Origin of the sequence: Streptomyces noursei ATCC 11455, from assembly GCF_001704275.1 — a bacterium.
GTDB lineage: Bacteria > Actinomycetota > Actinomycetes > Streptomycetales > Streptomycetaceae > Streptomyces > Streptomyces noursei.
This window is the reverse complement of record NZ_CP011533.1, coordinates 3,984,267-4,003,158: the sequence shown is the minus strand read 5'-3', so window position 1 is coordinate 4,003,158 and position 18,892 is coordinate 3,984,267. Positions and strand designations below refer to the sequence as shown.

15 protein-coding genes, 2 pseudogenes and 1 riboswitch are annotated in these 18,892 nt (G+C 73.3%); of the genes and pseudogenes, 10 read left to right on the top strand and 7 right to left on the bottom strand.

Features of this window, described 5'->3' with window-relative positions; all coding sequences use genetic code 11:
• Nucleotides 1-150: 150 nt before the first annotated feature.
• Entirely contained in the window at nt 151-1,341 is a 1,191-nt protein-coding gene (locus tag SNOUR_RS16635) for an IS110 family RNA-guided transposase (protein ID WP_067343972.1), read from the top strand.
• Here SNOUR_RS16635 and SNOUR_RS46210 read toward each other — a convergent pair.
• Nucleotides 1,329-1,496, bottom strand: coding sequence for a hypothetical protein (locus tag SNOUR_RS46210; protein ID WP_159425870.1), 168 nt, complete (start codon nt 1,494-1,496; stop codon nt 1,329-1,331). The two genes, SNOUR_RS16635 and SNOUR_RS46210, sit on opposite strands and share 13 nt — an antisense overlap.
• 231 nt (nt 1,497-1,727) lie before the next feature.
• On the opposite strand from SNOUR_RS46210, the pseudogene SNOUR_RS16630 reads away from it, so the two are divergent.
• Nucleotides 1,728-1,952 (top strand): annotated as a pseudogene (locus SNOUR_RS16630) (class II aldolase/adducin family protein); the annotation flags it as partial.
• 73 nt (nt 1,953-2,025) lie between these two features.
• On the opposite strand, the gene SNOUR_RS16625 reads toward SNOUR_RS16630, so the two are convergent.
• Together SNOUR_RS16625 and SNOUR_RS16620 are read right to left on the bottom strand one after the other, a co-directional pair.
• A complete protein-coding gene (locus SNOUR_RS16625; protein ID WP_067347782.1) occupies nt 2,026-2,784 on the bottom strand; it encodes a bestrophin-like domain in 759 nt (252 codons plus the stop codon).
• A 9-nt stretch (nt 2,785-2,793) separates the two neighbouring features.
• Nucleotides 2,794-3,474: a hypothetical protein gene (locus SNOUR_RS16620; RefSeq protein ID WP_159425869.1), complete on the bottom strand. Its 681-nt coding sequence runs from the start codon at nt 3,472-3,474 to the stop codon at nt 2,794-2,796.
• Nucleotides 3,475-3,753: 279 nt separating this feature from the next.
• Here SNOUR_RS16620 and SNOUR_RS16615 point away from each other — a divergent pair, with 279 nt between their 5' ends.
• Nucleotides 3,754-5,031, top strand: coding sequence for a hypothetical protein (locus SNOUR_RS16615; RefSeq protein ID WP_067347777.1), 1,278 nt, complete (start codon nt 3,754-3,756; stop codon nt 5,029-5,031).
• A gap of 196 nt (nt 5,032-5,227) precedes the next feature.
• Nucleotides 5,228-5,761 carry a DoxX family protein gene (locus SNOUR_RS16610; RefSeq protein ID WP_079142720.1) on the top strand — a complete coding sequence of 178 codons (534 nt, stop codon included), beginning with the start codon at nt 5,228-5,230 and terminating at the stop codon, nt 5,759-5,761.
• A gap of 49 nt (nt 5,762-5,810) precedes the next feature.
• Here the strand turns inward: SNOUR_RS16610 and SNOUR_RS16605 are convergent, their stop codons facing one another.
• Nucleotides 5,811-6,035 (bottom strand): hypothetical protein, encoded by a 225-nt coding sequence (locus SNOUR_RS16605; protein WP_067347775.1) that lies wholly within the window; start codon nt 6,033-6,035, stop codon nt 5,811-5,813.
• Entirely contained in the window at nt 6,032-7,504 is a 1,473-nt protein-coding gene (locus SNOUR_RS16600) for a PspC domain-containing protein (protein WP_067347772.1), read from the bottom strand. The genes SNOUR_RS16605 and SNOUR_RS16600 overlap by 4 nt, the downstream gene beginning before the upstream one ends.
• A gap of 317 nt (nt 7,505-7,821) precedes the next feature.
• Here SNOUR_RS16600 and SNOUR_RS16595 point away from each other — a divergent pair, with 317 nt between their 5' ends.
• The 4 genes from SNOUR_RS16595 to SNOUR_RS16580 all read left to right on the top strand — a co-directional run bounded on the left by SNOUR_RS16595 (nt 7,822) and on the right by SNOUR_RS16580 (nt 13,219).
• Nucleotides 7,822-9,621 (top strand): serine/threonine-protein kinase, encoded by a 1,800-nt coding sequence (locus SNOUR_RS16595; protein WP_067347770.1) that lies wholly within the window; start codon nt 7,822-7,824, stop codon nt 9,619-9,621.
• Nucleotides 9,622-9,712: 91 nt separating this feature from the next.
• Nucleotides 9,713-11,047: an ATP-binding protein gene (locus tag SNOUR_RS16590; protein WP_067347767.1), complete on the top strand. Its 1,335-nt coding sequence runs from the start codon at nt 9,713-9,715 to the stop codon at nt 11,045-11,047.
• A 119-nt stretch (nt 11,048-11,166) separates the two neighbouring features.
• Complete coding sequence (locus SNOUR_RS16585; protein WP_067347765.1) at nt 11,167-11,877, top strand: LuxR C-terminal-related transcriptional regulator; 711 nt, start codon at nt 11,167-11,169, stop codon at nt 11,875-11,877.
• Between the two features lie 217 nt (nt 11,878-12,094).
• Nucleotides 12,095-13,219, top strand: a complete 1,125-nt coding sequence (locus SNOUR_RS16580) for an alpha/beta hydrolase (RefSeq protein WP_067347762.1) — start codon at nt 12,095-12,097, stop codon at nt 13,217-13,219.
• Between the two features lie 120 nt (nt 13,220-13,339).
• On the opposite strand, the pseudogene SNOUR_RS43005 reads toward SNOUR_RS16580, so the two are convergent.
• Nucleotides 13,340-13,933 (bottom strand): annotated as a pseudogene (locus SNOUR_RS43005) (C40 family peptidase); the annotation flags it as partial.
• 351 nt (nt 13,934-14,284) lie between these two features.
• On the opposite strand from SNOUR_RS43005, the gene SNOUR_RS16570 reads away from it, so the two are divergent.
• Nucleotides 14,285-14,638 (top strand): hypothetical protein, encoded by a 354-nt coding sequence (locus tag SNOUR_RS16570; RefSeq protein ID WP_067347760.1) that lies wholly within the window; start codon nt 14,285-14,287, stop codon nt 14,636-14,638.
• A 146-nt stretch (nt 14,639-14,784) separates the two neighbouring features.
• On the opposite strand, the gene SNOUR_RS16565 is transcribed toward SNOUR_RS16570, so the two are convergent.
• Nucleotides 14,785-15,915, bottom strand: coding sequence for a C40 family peptidase (locus SNOUR_RS16565; RefSeq protein ID WP_067347757.1), 1,131 nt, complete (start codon nt 15,913-15,915; stop codon nt 14,785-14,787).
• A gap of 8 nt (nt 15,916-15,923) precedes the next feature.
• Nucleotides 15,924-16,109: riboswitch (cyclic di-AMP (ydaO/yuaA leader) on the bottom strand.
• Between the two features lie 237 nt (nt 16,110-16,346).
• Here SNOUR_RS16565 and pcrA point away from each other — a divergent pair.
• Nucleotides 16,347-18,851, top strand: coding sequence for a DNA helicase PcrA (gene pcrA, locus SNOUR_RS16560; RefSeq protein WP_067347755.1), 2,505 nt, complete (start codon nt 16,347-16,349; stop codon nt 18,849-18,851).
• Nucleotides 18,852-18,892: the final 41 nt, after the last annotated feature.

The window sequence follows — 18,892 nt, the reverse complement described above, 5'->3', positions numbered from 1 at the left end:
CGGCTGCCGTCCGTGGCTGAACTCGCTTCGCCGCCCGGCACCCCACGACGACCAGGCCGCTGATTGGGAAGTGCGAACGAGTCGCTGTGTAAGGCAATGCCGGCGAGGTCGTCTGTGGTACGCACTGCAACGACGACCGTCTGGAGCATGATGAGCCGGGTATGGGCCGGGATCGACAGCGGCAAGACCCACCACCATTGCGTCGTCCTGGACGCCGACGGCGCCAAGCTGCTGTCGCGCCGGGTGGCCAACGACGAGCCGGAGCTCCTCCAGCTCCTTGCAGACGTCCTCGGACTCGCGGACGACGCAACGTGGGCGGTGGACATGGCCGACGGCGGTGCCGCACTGCTGATTGCACTGCTGGTCAACCACGATCAGGAACTGCTCTACATCCCCGGCCGCGCGGTCAACCGGGCCGCCGACGGCTACCGAGGCGAAGGCAAGACCGACGCCCGCGACGCGCTCGTCATCGCCGACCAGGCCCGCGTCCGCCGTGACCTGAAGCCCATACGTCCCAGCGACGAGATCACCGCGGAGCTGAAGCTGTTCACCGCGCGCCGCACCGACCTCGCATGCGACCGTAACCGGTCGATCAACCGCTTGCGTGCCACGCTGACCAGCATGTTTCCCGCACTGGAACGCGCGCTGGATCTGACCACCAAGGGGCCGCTGGTGCTGCTGACGGGCTATCAGACCCCGCTGGCAATCCGTCGCGTGGGCCTGACCCGTCTCACCAAGTGGCTGAGCGTCCGCAACGTTCGCAATGCGGAGTCCCTGGCCACCGCTGCGGTCAGAGCCGCCGAGCGGCAGCACACCGCCGTCCCCGGCGAAGCGGCCATCGCCTCGCTGGTGGGTGCGCTGGTCGAGGAGGTGATGGCCCTCAACGAGAAGATCGCGGACGTCGACAAGCTCATCGAGGGCCGGTTTCGCCGCCACGAACTCGCCGAAGTGATCACCAGCATGCCGGGAATTGGCTCCCTGCTGGGCGCAGAATTCCTGGCCGCCGTGGGCAGCGACATGGCATCCTTCGCCACCCCGGACCGGCTGGCCGCCTTCGCCGGCCTGGCTCCCGCCCCGCACGACTCCGGGAAGTCCCACGGCAACCTGCACCGACCGCAGCAGTACCACCGCGGCCTCCAGCGGGTCTTCTACACCTCCGCGCTGATCAGCATCCGCAGCGACCCGAACTCGCGCCGCTTTTACGACCGCAAACGCGCTGAGGGGAAGCGCCACATCCAAGCCGTCCTCGCGCTTGCCCGCCGACGAGTCAACGTCTTCTGGGCTCTGATCCGTGACCGTCGGTGTTACCAAGTGATACCTCCAGTCACTCATGCGGCTTGACTTCCAGATTGGGAAGCGAGGTAGGCGGCCACCTTCAGCACGTCGTCCAGGCCGGCCGCCGGGCCGGCCAGCTCCCGGGCAGCCAAGAACAGCTCTTCCCGGGTGAACGCTTCGTCGCCGGTGTCGGGTTCGACGGAGCGGAACAGATCCGCCATGGCTTCCCGATGGCAGGCCGAGCGGCTCCGCAATCCGCGCGACAGGCGGCGTTGTCGTTCGGGCACGGCTCCACGGTCCGCTCCTCGGGCGCCGTCGGAACGGTCTCTCCGTCGGCCGCTATGGATGCGAGGGTGACCGATCGCGCGAACCGGCGGGCGGTCTCCGGGGCCAGGTAGACGTACGTAGTCACGTCCTGCCCGTCCTCCAGGCGCTGGACCTCCAGCTCCACGCTGACGGTGGCCGACTCGGTCGACGCGGCGGCCTGGTGGTTCCTCGCCATGGAGCGCTGCTGCCAGGTGCAGCTGGCGGCGAAGGCGGCCGGCAAACCGGTGCTGATCTCCCATCAGGACGCGGTGCGCACCCGCGAGCAGCTGGGCAACGACCTGGTCGCGTGGATCAACTACCAGCCGCTGTACCAGCAGATCGCGCGGAGCGAGCCGGAGATGTTCGGCTGAGCCGCGCCGCCGGCACGACGGGAGGGGCGGCGCCACGCGGCCCGGCCGGCCACGAAACGCCGCCCCTCGTACGTCACTTCTGCGGGAACAGCTGCAGGAACGGGTCCGCCGCCGCCGGCAGGCCGCGGCTGAACGGGGCGTCGAAGTCCCAGACGAGGAACAGCAGGAACGCGATCAGCGCGCTGAACAGGCCGGCCATCAGCATCTCCCGTCCCGAGCGCCGGATCTGGAGCGTGTACATCACCCCGATGGAGATCGCGCCCCCGATGATCAGCCCGAACCACACCACCCCCGGGAGCGTCGAGTCCGCCGCGTCCGCACGGGCCATCCGGGCGCTGTCCGCGGCCGCGACCTGGTCGACGAGCGGCTGGTAGGACTCCCGCTCGAAGTCGTCGCGCGGGTGGTACTCCATGACGTCCGTACGGACCTTCGCCAGGAGGTCGGCGCCCCGTTGGGTGAGCTCCCCGCGCTCGGCCATCACCGGCCATTCCTTGTGGACCACGTAGTCCACATAGGAGTTGACGTCCGCGCGGATGGTGTCCCGTACGGGCGCCGGCCAGACCCGGGCCCGTTCACTGACCTCGTGCAGCGCCTGCGCCTCGACCCGCACGGTGTCCTCGGCGGTGTTCCGGGCCTCCCAGACGCCGGCGATGGCCAGGCCCAGCACGATCGCGTAGACCACCCCCACCATCATCGTCAGGTACTCGATCACATCGGGCGTCTCGGACGGGTCGTCGTCCTCGCCGATCCGGCGCTCCTTGAGGACGGTGATGGTCAGGACGACGCCGCAGACCGCGGCCATGGCGATGGTCAACACCAGCCATTGCGACATGGAGACCTCCTACGAGGAGCCGCGCCCGGCGGAGCGGGACGCGGAACGGGACGCGGAACGCGAACGGGGACGGAGCGCGGCGCCGGCCAGCACCGCCGGGGTGGTGACCAGCAGCGTCCTGGTCACCACGGAGTGCCCGCGGTGCGGCTGGTGGCGGGCCGGGGTGTAGCCGAGCGGGCGGGCGGGGACCGGCAGCGCCAGGCGGTGCACGGGTTGCGGCGTGGGGGCCGGCGGCGGTGGATCGGGGGGCGCGGGGCGCGCGGGCGGAGCGGGCGGCGACGGCGGCGACGGCCGCGGCACGGGGGCGGCCTTCGGGGTGGGCCGCGGTCGGGGGCGTGGCGCTTCGGTCCGCGCGGGTGCCGGGGACGGCGGTGCGGGCCGGTGCGTGGGGGTGGGGGTGGGCGTGGGCGTGGTGCAGGGGATGTGCCAGCCCGGCGGCACGGGGAAATCGGTGGGCAGCTCGACGGGGGGTGAGGTGCCGGCGAAGGCGCAGTTGTCGTCGGACGACCGCTGGAGGGCCCCTGGACGGGCGGCGGCCGGCGCGGAGCCGGCCAGGGCCAGGGCCGCCGCGAGCGTCGACGCCGCGGCCAGTGACAGCGCCGCGGCACGGGCCAGGGTGGCGAACGGGGGCCGGGTCCGGCGCGGGGCGGCGCCGGCGCCGGTTCGGACGGGATCGTGTCTCTCGCGCACGGCGGGAGCTTGCGCAGCGGCCGGGCCGGGCAGCCGCCGATCGACGGCGATTCGCCCGAACGGGGGAAGCGCGGGCCGGGCTGTCCGGACACCGTACGGGCCGCCGCACCGCCCGGTGGACAGGTGAGCGTCAACCTGCTGCCGCCGCACGGGACTTCCGTGACCAGGACGATTACCGGCCGGCCCGGTGCCCTGGGGCACAATTCCCGTTGAGAGACGAGAAGTTGATACAAGCGGCGGCGGGGCGGTACGGACGTGTCGGTGGATTCGGCGAGCACAGTGGCCGGAAGGGGCGAGCCCGGGGGCGGCGGGCGGCCCGGCGACGGTGGCGCGTGCCGGTGCGGACGGTGCCCGCACGGCGCCCGCGAGGGGCACCGGCAGGCGGTCGCCGCGTTCGTCGCGCTGCGGGAGGAGTTCGCCGCCGGGCGCGGGGTGCCGGCCGGGCTGGCACGCTCCCCGGGCGCCGCCCGGCAGTGGGTGTCGGACGAACTGTCCCTCTCCGCCCGGATGCTGGCCGAGCGCGGCGCCGCCGAGGGCGCCTCCTGGCCGGCGGCCGTCCGTCGGCGCACCGTGGTCGTGGTGTGGGCCGCGGTGCTGGCGCTGCTGCTCGGGCAGGCGCTCACCGCCGTCGGCACCGGCTGGACGACGGGCCGCACGGCCACCCTGGTCGCGGCCGCCGTGCTGGCCCTCGGGGTGACCGGGGCGGCCTGGCTCCACCGTGAACAGGGCGGCGCGCTGGCCCCGTTGGTCGGCGAGGACCACCGGCTGTCCACCTCCCGCGCGATCGCCGCGGCCTGGGTGGCGGCGGTGCTCTACGCCGTCCTGACGCTCGCCGTCCAACTGGCGGTGGCCGCGGGCCCGGACGCCCGGCGCCGGCTGCTCTCCGGGCTCGGACTCGCCGCCTCGGGAGGGCTGCTGGCCATACTGGCCATCGGCTGCGCGGTGGCGGTGCTGGCCTACGGGATGACCGCCGGACGGGTCCGTTCCGGGCGGGTGCAGAAGATCCCGGCGGACCGGCCCCGGGCCGCCGACCTGCTGGCGGACGACGCCGGCCGCGGCAGCTTCACCGACGCGCAGTACGTGCTGGTGAACATCGCGGTGCTGGGCTTCGCGCAGGTGCGCCTGGCCGCCGACCCGACCCGACTGCCCGCGCTGCCCTGGGTGTTGGTCGTCCTGGTGGCGCTCTCGGCGATGACGTATCTGGCGGGCAAGGCCGTCGCCGGCGGTCGGCCGGTGATCCTCTCCGTCGTCCGCTCCCGGGAGCTGGGCGATCTCGCCGCGCCGATCCGCACCGGCGACGACATCGAGATCCGCGGTACCGGCTTCGTGCCGCCCGGTGCGACCACCCCGGACCGGCTGGCCCGTACGGTCGTCCGGATCGGCGGGGTGCATGTGCCGGTCCCGCTGGTGCCGGTGCCCGGGGGCTTCGCCAATCCGACGGACGGGGTGCTGACCGTGCCGGTGCCGGTCGACGTGGAGCCGGGGCCGGTGGAGGTCCGGGTGATCACGGCGGCCGGGGCGGAGACCCGCGGCTACCGCATCGAGGTCCAGGACTGAGCGGGCCGGGCGGCCGCGTCCGCCCCCGTTCCTGAGGGGCGGGCGGCAGGCGCCCCGGCGGCCGTCGCGACGGCGCGCCGCGGCCCCGGGGGTCGGCGTGGGAGGGAATCTCGCGCGTCCATGCGTACGCATCTCGCCAAGCCGTGCGGGCGGCGGCACAATCGGCTGCTCCCGGTGGCAACGGAGAGGCGACGTCATGGCTCACGCACACCGCACACGCCCGGTCGACGTGGGCGCTGCCCGACCCGTCGGGCTCCGGAGCGGACTGGGGCGGCACGCGCTGCTCCCGCTGCGGCTCTTCCTGGGCGCCACCTTCCTCTACGCCGGACTCCAGAAACTGACGGACCGGGCGTTCCTGTCCGGTGGCGCGAAGGGCTCGCTGAGCGACCTGCTGCGGCAGGTGCACGACACCGCCGCGCTGCCCCAACTGGTGGAGCTGGCCCAGCACAGCACGGTGGGCTTCGGCTATGCCGTCGCCGGCGGCGAGGTGCTGGTCGGCATCGGGACGCTGATCGGGCTGCTGGGGCGGCTGGCGGCCCTGGGCGGCGCGCTGATCTCGCTGACGCTGTGGCTCACCGTGAGCTGGCCGTCCACCCCCTACTACTACGGCAACGACCTGGCCTACCTGATGGCCTGGACACCGCTGGTGCTGGCCGGCGCGCCCGCCTTCTCGCTGGACGCGGCACTGGCCAACCGCCGCCAGCGGCACGGGACGCAGCTCTACGGATGACGGGGTGGGCCTGCGGGCCGGGCCTCGTGCGCGGGCCGCAGGCCGCGGGTCATGACGGCTGCGGGGGCGGGGCGTCCCGCTGGTGGTGGCGGCGGACGGTGGCCCAGACGGCGGTGGTGATCCCGGCGACCAGCAGGCCGGCGGGGAGGGCCAGGAACAGCCAGGGGCGGGGGGCGTGCCAGAGGCCGAGGGCGTCGAGGCCGTAGCCGGTGCCGACGGCGAGGGTGGCGGCACCGGTGATCAGCCGGCCGGGCTCGAAGGGGTGGCGCTTCACTGGGGGGCTCCCTGCGGGGTCGGGGGAGAGACCGGGAACGGGGTGGCCGGTGGGGCCGCGGTGGCGCGCTCGACGGCGATCTGGCCGGCGCCGACCTCCAGGTCGAGCTCGACCGTGCCGTGCGGCTGCTCGCCTTTCTTCAGGCCCTCGGCGGGCAGGGTGACCCGCCGCTCGCGGTGGCCGGCGACGATCTCCACGTCGTTGGCGGCGTCGCCGGGCAGTTGGATGTCGCCGACGCCGAGCCGGAGGCGGAGGATCGCGGTGGTGCCCTGCGGCAGCGTCACCCGGAGCCGGCCGGCGCCGACTTCCGCGCCGGTGCGGACCGTGGTGCCGGGCTTCAGGGGGAGTCGGGCGAGGTCGAGCAGGCCCTCGCCGGAGCCGACGGCGTAGTGCGGCTGCACGGCGGCGACGGTGGTCGGGGCCCAGGTGCGGTGCTGCCAGTCGGCGGTGATGTTGGCGGGCAGCGCCATCGCGCCGGCCAACAGCGCGGTGGTCAGCACCGTCATGAAGACCGTGCCGCCGCCCGTGCGCCCCCACCAGGCGCTCAGCACGAGGCCCAGCCCGAAGACGACCAGCGCGCAGGCCAGGCCCGCCTGGAGGGACGGGGCCGGCGCGGCGTGCCGGGAGACGGCCAGGGCGGTGCCGGTGCCCGCCAGGACGGCCAGCACGAAGGTGCGGCCGCCGATGCCCCGGCCCAGGGCGGGCCGGGCGGGCCGGGGCGGGACGACGTCGGTGCGCGGGGCGGGCGCGGGGCCGGGGGACCAGCTGCCGCGCGGGCGGGGGCCGTCGGAGACCCCGTGGGTGAACTCGTAGGTGATGTCGAGCCGGGTGTCCTCCGGGCCCCAGAGGTAGCCCCGGCGCAGCAGCGCCTCGGTGCGCGGATCGCGCCACCAGGAGGGGGTGTTGGGCGCCGGCGGAGCGGTGGCCTCCGGCGGGGCGTCGGCGACCGCCTGGGCGGTGGCGGCGTCCACGGATCCCAGGCCCTCGGCCTGGGCGCGCCGGCGCCGGCGCGACCAGTAGGCGGCGCCGGCCACGGCCAGCGTCACCATGATCGCGAAGGACATCATGCTGCCCTTGCCGAGGGTGGTCAGGAACAGCGCGCAGCCGGCCAGCGCGCAGAGCAGCGCCGTCAGGGCCGAGCCCTCGACACGGCCGGAGAGCAGCCGGCGGCCCTCGTTCTCCTCCTCGCCGTCGAGGGGGACGAGCAGCCAGGCGAAGCCGTAGAAGATCAGGCCGAGGCCGCCGATGGAGAGCACGGCGAGCACGACCCGGAAGATCACCGGATCGATGTCCCACTGCCGGCCCAGGCCGCCGCACACGCCCGCGACGACCTTGTGCCGCCGGCTGCGGCGCAGCGGGGCGCCGGAGGACGGCGCGGCGCCGGCCGCTCCGGTGGAGCCGGTGCTTGCACCGGGAGGGCCCGCGGCGCCGGAGTCCGCCGGCTCCGCGGCGGTGGGTGCATCGTTCATGGAGCCATGGTGACAAGTGCGGCCGGGCCGCGGTATCGGTGAGAACCCTGGCTGATCCCTGATATCCCCCGAGGCGACCCCGACGTCCCCCGGATGCCTCCCTCGGGGCCGTCGCCGCGGCCCCTCGCGCCGCCGGAGCGGCGGCTCCGGGCGCGCGCGGCGACGCCGGACATGTCCCGGAACGGGCCGCGAACGCCCCGCGCGTGGGGGCGCGCGCCGGAAAAAGACTTGTCGCGGCGGTGGCCGAAGGGCTTTTCCGTCCTGCTGAAGACTATCGTTGCGCCCTGAATACGTACGGGTTTCCGGAGGGGCGTGCGGTGGCGGAAGCGGCGTCGGTGGATGAGGGGCGACTGGTCGCCGGGCGATATCGCCTGGTTGAGCGGATAGGTCAGGGCGGGATGGGCACCGTCTGGCGGGCCCGGGACGAAGTCCTCGGTCGTCAGGTGGCGGTCAAGCGTCTGCACGTTTCGCCCCAACTGGACGCGGACGAACTGGCCACCCGTCACGAACGCACCACCCGGGAGGCGCAGGCCGCGGCGCGGATCAACCACCCCAACGTCGTCAGCGTCCACGACGTCGTGGACGACGAGGGGTCGCCGTGCATCGTCATGGAGTACGTCCCCTCCGCGACGCTCGGCGACGCCATCAAGGAGGCCACCGGGTCCGGCACTTACCTCACGCCGCGGGAGACCGCCCGGATCGGCCGCGGCATGATCGCCGCGCTGCGTGCCGCGCACTCCGCCGGTGTGCTGCACCGCGACGTCAAGCCGGGCAACGTGCTGCTCGGCGAGGACGGCCGGGTCGTCCTCACCGACTTCGGGATCGCCGTCGCCACCGGGACCACCACTCTCACCAAGACCGGTGAACTGGTCGGCTCCATCGACTACCTGGCCCCCGAGCGGGTCAAGGGCTCGACGCCGGGGCCCGCTTCGGACCTGTGGGCGCTGGGCGCGACGCTCTATCAGGCGGTCGAGGGCAAGCCCCCGTTCCGTAAGAACACCGCGGTGGAGACCGCGTACTCGATCGCCGTCGATCCGCTGGAGGCGCCGCGCAACGCCGGTCAGCTCACCGCGCTGATCGAGGCGCTGCTCGCCAAGGAGCCCGGCGACCGGCCCACCGCCGAGGTCGTCGAGCAGGCGCTGCGGGCCGCCGAGGCCGAGGCGGACACGGCGTTGATGGGCTGGCCCACGCTGGCCCTGGGCACGGTCGGCCGCGGTCGGTCCACGGGGGGCGGGATCTCCGAGATGCCCACCCGGACCGTGGCGCACGCCGGCACACCGGTGGCCGCCGAGAGCGGCACCGGGACGAAGGGACGCACGGACACCGGCGCGACCACCGGGAACGCCGCCGAGGCCACCAGCCAGACGGCGGCGCCCGACGCCGCGGCGACCGAGGCGACCGGCCCGGTGGCCGTGACCGACGGCGCGGCCCCCGCCACGGCCACCGGCGACCGTCCGGACGTGCTCCCGTCCGGCCCGGCTCCCCGTAAGCGCCGGGGCCGGATCGTGGCCTGGGTCCTCACCGGCCTCCTCGTCACCGGGGGCGGTGGGGGCACGGCCTGGTACCTGACCCACCGCGACGACGGAACCGCCGCCGAGGCCAGCGACGGAACCTCCGTCGCGCCCGTGGTGCCGCACACCAGCGTCTCCCCGCCACCGCCCACGCCCCACGGCTACCGCCGGGCCACGGAGAAGGACATCGGGGCCTCCTTCCCCGTGCCGTCCGGCTGGAAGCGGCAGGTCCAGGACAACGGCCGGCAGCTCTTCTACATCTCCGAGGACGGACTGGCCCAGCTGACGATCAGCTGCCTGGACTTCGCCTCGGCGGACCAGGTGCAGCACTTCAAGAGCCTGGAATCGGACGTCAAGAGCCGGTACGCCATCTACACGCGGCTCCGCCTCCAGGACACCATCTTCCAGGGCGACCCGGCCGCCATCTGGGAGTTCTCCTTCCAGGGCCGGGCCCGCGAGTACCGCGGCATCGACCTGGGCTTCGGCCGCGAGGGCGGCAAGGAGTACGCCATCTACGTCTCCGCGCCGTCCGCGAACTGGTCGAAGTACGAGCAGGTCTTCGCGAACGTCAAGGACGGGTTCCGGAGGACGTCGCCGGCGGGCTGAGCGGCCCGCAGGGAACCCCGAGCAAGCTCAGGGACGGGTTCAGGGTCGACCCTGATGTCCCGGACCCGGCCGGCGTGTGACGATCTGAGGCATGACCACAGCGCCCCCCCGCGCCGAGACGATCTACGCCCCGGCGCCGGACCCCGACGACCCGCCCGTGCGCAAGCTCTACCGCAGCGCCGAGGGGCGGCTCCTCGGCGGTGTCGCGCGCGGTCTCGCGGGGCACCTCGGGCTCCCGGTCACCTGGGTGCGGATCGTCTTCGCCGCGCTCTTCATGGCCGACGGCATGGGCGCCCTGCTCTACGCCGCGTTCTGGTTCTTCGTGCCGCTGGGCGTCGGCGGCGTCGAGACCCGGCAGCCGGTGGCCGGGGAGGACCGGCGGCGACTGCTGGGCCGCAGGCCCGACAAGGGGCAACTCGTCGCGCTGATCGCGCTTCTGGTGGGAGCGGCGATCGTGGCCTCCCGGTTCCAGCCGGGCCGGGCCAACGTCTACCTCTGGCCGGTGCTGTTGATCGGCGCCGGTGTGGCCCTGGTCTGGCGCCAGGCGGACAACTCCCGGCGCGCCCAGTGGCTGGAGCTCGGACGCCGCAACAAGGGCCTGGTGCCGATGGTGCGGGGCGCCGCCGGGGTGCTCCTGGTCGGCGCCGGGGTCACCGGCATCGTCGTGCTCCAGGGCTCGGTGCAGAACCTCGGCTCGGTGCTCCAGGCCGCGCTCGCCGTCGTCGTCGGCATCGCCCTGCTCGCCGGCCCCTACCTCGTCCGGATCACGCAGGACCTCTCCGAGGAGCGGCTGATGCGCATCCGGGCCCAGGAGCGCGCCGAGGTCGCCGCGCACGTCCACGACTCCGTCCTGCACACCCTCACCCTGATCCAGCGCAACGCCGACGACCCCCGGGAGGTGGCCCGGCTGGCCCGCGCCCAGGAGCGCGAGCTGCGCGCCTGGCTCTACAAGCCCGAGGGCCGCGGCAAGGACGAGGACGAGGAGCCGACGACGCTGGCCGAGGCCGTGCGGGCCGCCGCCGCCGAGGTCGAGGACCACCACGGCGTCCCCCTGGAGGTCGTCGTGGTCGGCGACTGCCCGCTGGACGAGGCGCTCGGCGCCCAGATGCAGGCCGCACGCGAGGCGATGGTCAACGCCGCCAAGTACGGTGGCGAGGGCGGCGCGGTCCAGGTCTTCGCCGAGGTGGAGGGCCGCACGGTCTTCGTCTCGGTGCGCGACCACGGCCCGGGCTTCGACCTGGACGCGGTCCCCGCGGACCGGATGGGGGTACGGGAATCCATCATCGGCCGGATGGAGCGCCACGGCGGCACCGCCCGGCTGCGCGCCGCGCCCGACGGCGGCACGGTCGTCGAGCTGGAGATGGAGCGCGCCGAGGACCGCGAGCGCACCGAGCGCCGCACCACGGGGGAGGCGGAGCCGGAATGAGCGCGGCGCACTTCCGACCCGCCCCCGGGGGCGACGCGGGCGGCCACGGGCCCCTGGGACACCGCATCCCGGGGCCGGGGGATCATGACGGGGCAGACACCGAAGGACGGACGGACGACATGAGCAGCGACGACGCACAGCAGGGCGAGGCCGGCGGCGAGGACCAGGGCCGCACCGTACGGGTCGTGCTGGTCGACGACCACCGGATGTTCCGGACCGGCGTCCAGGCGGAGATCGGCCGGACCGAGCAGACCCGGGTCGAGGTGGTCGGCGAGGCCGCCGACGTCGACCAGGCGATCACGGTCATCACCGCCACCCGCCCCGAGGTCGTCCTCCTGGACGTGCACCTCCCCGGGGGCGGCGGCGTCGAGGTGCTGCGCCGCAGCGCCGCGATGATGGTCGACCCCGAGCGGCCGGTGCGGTTCCTGGCGCTTTCCGTCTCCGACGCGGCCGAGGACGTCATCGGCGTCATCCGCGGCGGCGCCCGCGGCTATGTCACCAAGACGATCACCGGCACCGACCTCGTGGACGCGATCTTCCGGGTGGCCGACGGCGACGCGGTCTTCTCGCCGCGGCTGGCCGGCTTCGTCCTGGACGCCTTCGCCTCGACGGACGCCCCGCCGGTGGACGAGGACATGGACCGCCTCACCCAGCGCGAGCGCGAGGTGCTCCGGCTGATCGCCCGCGGGTACGCGTACAAGGAGATCGCCAAGCAGTTGTTCATCTCCGTGAAGACGGTTGAGTCACATGTCTCGGCCGTCCTGCGCAAGCTCCAGCTCTCCAACCGCCATGAGCTCACCCGCTGGGCGGCCGCGCGGCGACTGGTCTGACCTGCGGTTTCGTCGTGCAGGGGGTGCACGGGGGCGGACGATCGGGAGCCGCCCCCGGAGCGCGGGGCGCCGACGGGGCGTGTAAAGAAGCGCTCAAGCCGGGCAACCAGGATCGCGCGGATCGCCATCTAAGGGCCCGGAGAGGCTCGCTGCCCGAAGGCGGGGCCGGAACCACGCCCACGCCCTGCGCGCACACATCCCTGGAAACGAGATCCCGATGAGCCTGACGGGTACGCCCTTCTTCCTCTTCTCGATCCTGCTGCTGATCGTCGCCGTCGTGCTGCCGTTCGCCCTGTGGGGACGAGTGGCCGGGCCGCGCCTGGTACGGATCGCGGCACGGCTGTTGATGCTGCTGTTCGCCCAGATCACCGCCATCACGGTGGTGTTCGTCATGGTCAACAACGCCAACAACCTCTACGACAGCTGGGGCGATCTGCTCGGCACCGGCAACCACATCGACCAGGCCCGGAACCTCGGCGCGGACGGCCTGGGCGGCAAGAACCTCAAGGACGAGCCCAAGGTGCTGCAGCACTTCCGGCCGGCCGACGACCCGGTGCTGGGCGCCGGCGTCCAGATGACCGACCTCAAGGGCCAGATCTCGGGCGTCAACGGCGAGGTGTACGTCTGGCTGCCGCCGCAGTACAACGACCCCGCCTACAAGAACAAGAAGTTCCCGGTGGTCGAGCTGCTGCCCGGCTACCCCGGCTCCGCCAAGTCCTGGTTCGGCTCGCTCAAGGCCAACGAGCAGCTCGGCTCGCTGATGCAGAGCGGGGCGGTCAAGCCGTTCATCCTGGTGGCGCCGCGGACCAACGTGCTGTCCAACGCCGACAGCGGCTGCGTCAACATCCCCGGCAAGGTCAACGCCGACAGCTGGCTGACCGTCGACGTCCGCCAGATGGTGATCGACAACTTCCGGGCCGGCGACAAGCCGGACTCCTGGGGCCTGGCCGGCTACTCGGCGGGCGCCCACTGCGCCACCAAGCTGGCGCTCGCCCACCCGGACCGCTACCGCGCGGCCGTCGGCATGTCCGGCTACAACGACCCGGCCATAGAGCGTGATTCGCTCGCCGGCAAGGACCCCAAGCTGCGCGTCGAGACCAACCCGATGCACATCCTCAAGGCCGCCAACGAGGCCGGGAAGCCGCCCCGCACCGCGCTGTACATCTCGGGCGCGAGCGGTGACGGCTACCAGGCCGGCACGGGCCTCAAGGAGCTCGCGAAGAACCCGACGACGGTGACCGTCCAGCAGATCTCCTCGGGCGCGGGCGGCCACACCGTGCCGGTGTGGAAGCGCCAAGTGCCGGAGATCTTCCGCTGGTTCGGTCTGTACCTGCGGGGCTAGGGGCTGCCGCCCCCCGCTCGCTCGCCCGCCCGCCGGCCGGCGCCCCGACGCGTTCGTGTGGGGCTGTCCGGGCCGGACGGGCGGGTTTCTGCTCTGTGGGGCGTTCGCGCGGGGCGTCCCCTATGCCGGGCGGGTCGCGCCCGCGAAGGGCAGGCGGTCGAGCGGGGCGATCTCGACGGGTGTCCCCGGGTGCGGGGCGTGGATCATCTCGCCACCGCCGATGTAGAGGCCCACGTGGCTGATGCCGGAGTAGAAGAACACCAGGTCCCCGGGGGCGAGTCGGGGCCAGTCGACGCGGGTGCCGGAGGTGATCTGGGTGTAGGTCGTCCGGGGCAGGGTGACGCCGCCGGCCCGCCACGCGGCCAGGGTCAGGCCGGAGCAGTCGTAGGCGGCCGGGCCGGTCGCGCCCCAGGCGTAGGGCTTGCCGAGGGCGCCGTGGGCGAAGGCCACCGCCCGGGCGGCGCGGTCGCCGGGTGCCGGGGCGGGCGGCGCGGGTGCGGCGACGGCCGGTTCCGGGGCGCGCGGCAACGCGTACGCCGGGAGGCGCGGGGCGGCGGCCTCCGGGGAGCGCTCCGCGGTGGCGACGGGGTGGCCGCCGAGTCGGCGGACGCTGCCCAGCCGGCGGGCCCAGCCGGAGACCGCGGTCGCCTGGTGGCTCCCGGTGCGCTCCAGGACCGTGGCGCCGTCCAGGTAGCGCTGCGGGTCCGCGGCGAGCAGCAGCCCGGTGCGGGCGGCGCGGGCCGTACGGGGCCCGGCCGGCGGGGGTGCGAGCGGCGGCCGCTCACCGGCCGTGTGGTGCGACGCCATGGCGGCCGTCACTTCCTTCCCTGCGGGCGGATACGACCGGCGGGGTACGGGCCCGGTCGCCTGCAGGAGGAAGCTAGGCCCGGTGTCGCCGTCGGGAACCCCCTTGCCCGGCATTGCCCGATTCCGACCGCCACCGTGCGGGGGATGACCGGCCCCAAGGTCGGGGGAGGGCCGAGGGGCGGTGGGCCCTGACCGAAGCGGGCATCACGGGCGCCCTGCCGGAAAGGGCGTGCTATGGGGCGGATACGATCCAGCACTATGGACGTAGTAATCAATGTCTTCGTCGCCCTGCACATCATCGGCATCGCCTCCCTCCTGGGCGGCTTCCTGACCCAGATGAAGGCGATGGGCGCGGGCACCGCCCGCTTCGTGCCGGCCATGCTGCACGGCGCGCTGACGATGCTGGTCACCGGCATCGTCCTGGTCGGCCTGAACCAGATGCAGGACCACTCGCTCAACAACATCAAGATCGGCGTCAAGATGGCCGTCCTGGTGGTGATCCTGGCGCTGGTCTACGTCAAGCGCGACGAGGAGAAGCTCCCCAAGCCGCTCTTCGGCGCGGTCGGCGGACTCACCATGCTCAACATCTTCATCGCGGTGCTCTGGACCTGAGCCGCCCGCCCCGCCCCGGGCCCCGCATCGCCGCAGCGACGACTCACCGCGCGGTCATCCCGCTCCGTACTTCCGGAGACGGCGGATGACCGCGCGGTGGCGTGTGGGGGGTGGTTCATGACGGGCGCGGGGCGCCCGTGCGCCGGCTACGCGGGCCGGACGCTGCCGTAGATCGGCATGCCGTAGATCGACTCCACCCGGACGCTGGCGCCCGGGTGCGGGGCGTGGATCATCTCGCCGCCGCCGATGTACATCCCGACGTGGCTGATGTCGTTGAAGAAGAACACCAGGTCACCGGGTTGGAGATCGCTGCTGGAGACCCGGGTGCCGACCTTGACCTGGTCCCAGGTCGTGCGCGGCAGATCGACCCCGGCGGCCCGCCAGGCGGCCTGCGTCAGCCCCGAGCAGTCGTAGGAGCTGGGCCCGGTCGCGCCCCAGACGTACGGCTTGCCTATCTGGGAGCGGGCGAAGGCGAGCGCCTTCCCGGCCTTGGTGGAGTACGAGCCGCTGTCGGAGGTGCCGCCCCCCGAACCGGTGCCGGTACCGCCGCTGGGCTGCTGCTGGCGCTGCTGGGCCTCCTTGCGGGCCTCCTCGGCGGCCTTGCGCTGGGCCTCCGCCTCCTTCTGGCGCTCCAGTTCGGCCAGCCGCGCCTTCTCCTGGGCGGTCAGCCGGGACAGCAGCTGCTGGGCCTCGGCCAGCTTGGACTGAACGTTTCGCTTGGTCTGCTTCAGGGTCTCCTGCGACTGCTGGAGGGCCTCCAGGCTGTGGGTGGCCTCCGCCCGCTGACGGGCGGCGGTCGCGGCCTGGTCCTCGTAGTCGGTGATCGCCTGCTTCTGCCGTCCGGTCAACTGCTCCATCAGGTGGTTGCGGTCGACGAACTGCTGCGGGTCCTTGGCGAGCATCAGCTGGGCGGTGGGGCTGATCCCGCCGGCCTGGTACTGCGCCGAGGCGAACGCGCCCAGCCGGCGGCGGGACTCGTTCATCTTGTCCGCGAGCCGGGCCGCCTCGTCGAGGAGGCGGTTCACGGTGCGCTGCTGGCCGTCCGCCTTCTCCTTGGCGCCGTTGTACTTCTGGGTGGCCACCTCGGCCTGCCGGTAGAGGTCGTCGACCTTCTGCTTGACCTCTCCGATGGAGGGCTGCGGCGCATTCGGGGCGGCGTTCGCGGTCTGCGAGAGCAGCGTGACCGAGGCCAGCGCCGCGGTGGTGAGCCCGGCCGCGGTGCGACGGCCGCCGGGCGTGGCGAGTATGGGGGTGCGCGGCTTGCGATGGGACGCCAAGGCCGGCGACTCCTTCCGTGGACCGCCTACCGGGTTAGCTGTCGGGTTCGGGCGGTGTGCTGACGGAAGGCTTGCCCTACGACCGCTGCGTCCGCCTGGCGACGGGCCGCACCGGGTCGATTCACCCCAGTGGTGCTTGTGGGTCCCCGGCTCCGGGTGCCTGACGGCAGGACCGGACTCGGCGGAGGCGGCCCGTGCGGACGCTGTCGTCCGCGGGGACAGCGGGCTGCCCGAGCGAGACCGTAGCCAACGCGTGTGGCTTCTGTGAAGGCTGATGTTCGATATGCCCGAAACCTTTTCGTGACCTGAAGGTGGGCGTCGCCACGTTTCCGGGCACGAGCGCACAAGTCGCCGCCCCCGCCGGCGCGGTACCGGGGCAATCCGCCACTCCGGGACCGGTTGTCAGTGCGGCGGCCTAGACTCGGTGGGCGATGAGCAGCCTCTTTGACGACAGCTTCCTGGCGGACCTCGGCCCCCCGGACGAGGAGCCCCCGCCCCCGCCCGAGGACGAGCCCGGCCCGGCCCCCGAGGACGTGCCCGCCGACCTCTTCGGTGGGAAGTTCGACGCGCCCATGACCAGGGAGTCCTACTACCGCGACGGTGCCGCCCGCCCGGCCATCGACCCGGCGGCGCTCCTGGAGGGGCTCAACGACCAGCAGAAGGCCGCCGTGGCGCACAGCGGCAGCCCGCTGCTGATCGTCGCCGGCGCCGGCTCCGGCAAGACCCGGGTGCTCACCCACCGGATCGCCCACCTGCTCGCCGAGCGCCACGTCCACCCCGGCCAGATCCTCGCGATCACCTTCACCAACAAGGCCGCGGGCGAGATGAAGGAGCGCGTCGAGGAGCTGGTCGGCCCGCGCGCCAACGCCATGTGGGTCTCCACGTTCCACAGCGCCTGCGTGCGGATCCTGCGCCGGGAGTCCAAGAGGCTGGGCTTCACGTCGTCCTTCTCGATCTACGACGCGGCCGACTCCAAGCGCCTGATGGCCCTGGTCTGCCGCGACCTCGACCTGGACCCCAAGCGCTTCCCGCCCAAGTCCTTCAGCGCGAAGATCTCCAACCTCAAGAACGAGCTCATCGACGAGGAGACCTTCGCCGGGACGGCGGCCGACGGTTTCGAGAAAACCCTGGCCCAGGCGTACGCGATGTACCAGGCGCGGCTGCGCGAGGCCAACGCCCTGGACTTCGACGACATCATCATGACGACGGTCCACCTGCTCCAGGCGTTCCCGGACGTCGCCGAGCACTACCGCCGCCGCTTCCGCCACGTCCTGGTCGACGAGTACCAGGACACCAACCACGCCCAGTACACCCTCGTCCGCGAGCTGGTCGGCCCCGGCACGGTCGACACCCCCGCCGCCGAGCTGTGCGTGGTCGGTGACGCCGACCAGTCGATCTACGCCTTCCGCGGTGCCACGATCCGCAACATCCTCCAGTTCGAGGAGGACTACCCGGACGCCACCACGATCCTGCTGGAGCAGAACTACCGCTCCTCGCAGACGATCCTCTCCGCCGCCAACGCCGTCATCGAGCGCAACGAGAACCGCCGCCCCAAGAACCTCTGGACGGACGCCGGCGCCGGCCCCAAGATCACCGGCTATGTCGCCGACACCGAGCACGACGAGGCCCAGTTCGTCGCCGACGAGATCGACCGGCTCACCGACGCCGGCGACGCCAAGGCCGGCGACGTCGCGGTCTTCTACCGCACCAACGCCCAGTCCCGGGTCTTCGAGGAGATCTTCATCCGGGTCGGGCTGCCCTACAAGGTCGTCGGCGGCGTGCGCTTCTACGAGCGCAAGGAGGTCCGCGACATCCTCGCCTACCTCAGGGTGCTCGCCAACCCCGAGGACGCCGTCCCGCTCCGCCGGATCCTCAACGTCCCCAAGCGCGGCATCGGCGACCGCGCCGAGGCCATGATCGAGGCCCTGGCGCTGCGCGAGAAGATCACCTTCCCGCAGGCGCTGCGCCGGGTCGACGAGGCGTATGGGATGGCCGCCCGCTCCGCCAACGCCGTCAAGCGGTTCAACGCCCTGATGGAGGAGCTGCGCACGATCGTGGAGTCCGGGGCCGGCCCCGCCACGGTCCTGGAAGCGGTCATGGAGCGCACCGGCTATCTGGCCGAACTCCAGGCGTCCACCGACCCCCAGGACGAGACCCGGATCGAGAACCTCCAGGAACTCGCCTCCGTGGCCCTGGAGTTCGAGCAGGAGCGCGGCGAGGGCGCGCCGCCGGAGGGCGCCGCCGCGGGCCCCGGCACGCTCGCCGAGTTCCTGGAGCAGGTCGCCCTGGTCGCCGACTCCGACCAGATCCCGGACGAGGACGAGGAGGGCTCCGGCGTCATCACGCTGATGACCCTGCACACCGCCAAGGGCCTGGAGTTCCCGGTGGTCTTCCTGACCGGCATGGAGGACGGCGTCTTCCCGCACATGCGGGCGCTCGGCCAGACCAAGGAGCTGGAGGAGGAGCGCCGGCTCGCCTACGTCGGCATCACCCGCGCCCGCGAGCGGCTCTACGTCACCCGCTCCACGATGCGCAGCGCCTGGGGCCAGCCCTCGTACAACCCGGCCTCCCGCTTCCTGGAGGAGATCCCCGACGCGTACGTGGAGTGGCGGCGCACGGGCCCCGCGACGCCGTCGGCGTCCATGGGCGGCCTGTCGTCGCGCGGTTCCTCGGGCGGCGGAGGGCTCGGCGGCGGCATCGGGGCGTCGCTGTCGTCGGCGCGTGCCAAGGGGCCGAGCGGGTTCGCGACCCGGCGCGCGGCGGACCGCCCGGTGGTCGCGCTGGCCATCGGCGACCGCGTCACCCACGACAGCTTCGGGCTCGGCACGGTCGTCGCCGTCAAGGGCAGCGGGGACAACGCCGAGGCGACCATCGACTTCGGCGGCGAGAAGCCCAAGCGGCTGCTGCTGCGGTACGCACCGGTGGAGAAGCTCTAACCGCGCGGGCAGCGGGAACGCGCAGGGGCCTGCCGCGGTGT